The sequence below is a fragment of the Xanthomonas albilineans genome (assembly GCF_002939705.1).
In the GTDB taxonomy this organism is placed as follows: Bacteria; Pseudomonadota; Gammaproteobacteria; order Xanthomonadales; family Xanthomonadaceae; genus Xanthomonas_A; species Xanthomonas_A albilineans.
Window position 1 is genome coordinate 1 of sequence record NZ_MDCB01000126.1, and the last position, 307, is coordinate 307.

The window sequence follows — 307 nt, forward strand, 5'->3', positions numbered from 1 at the left end:
GCCGTCAACGCCACGCCCGGACGCAGGCCCCAGGCCTTGCCCACCGTCGCGCCGGCATCCAGCAGCGCCTGGTATTGCGCTTCGTCGCTGCTATACCCCTCCAGGAAGCGACGCCCGGTCAATTGCCCGATCTGCTCGCGCACCAGCTTCTGTTCGTAGTACCCATCGCCCAGGCGCTGTTGCATGGTGTCGGCGTTGTAGCCCAGTTGCCGCAGTTGCGCGTCCGAACTCAGCCACACCCGGTAGTTGGTGAAGCGCGGATCGGTCTCCACCAGTGCGTGGCCGCCGTTGGGCTGCACGCTGAACA

1 protein-coding gene is annotated in these 307 nt (G+C 66.4%); it reads right to left on the minus strand.

What is annotated here, in order from left to right; translation table 11 throughout:
- The coding region (locus XalbCFBP2523_RS16060) for an S-layer family protein (protein WP_146084169.1) at positions 1-307 on the minus strand (307 nt) is incomplete at both ends.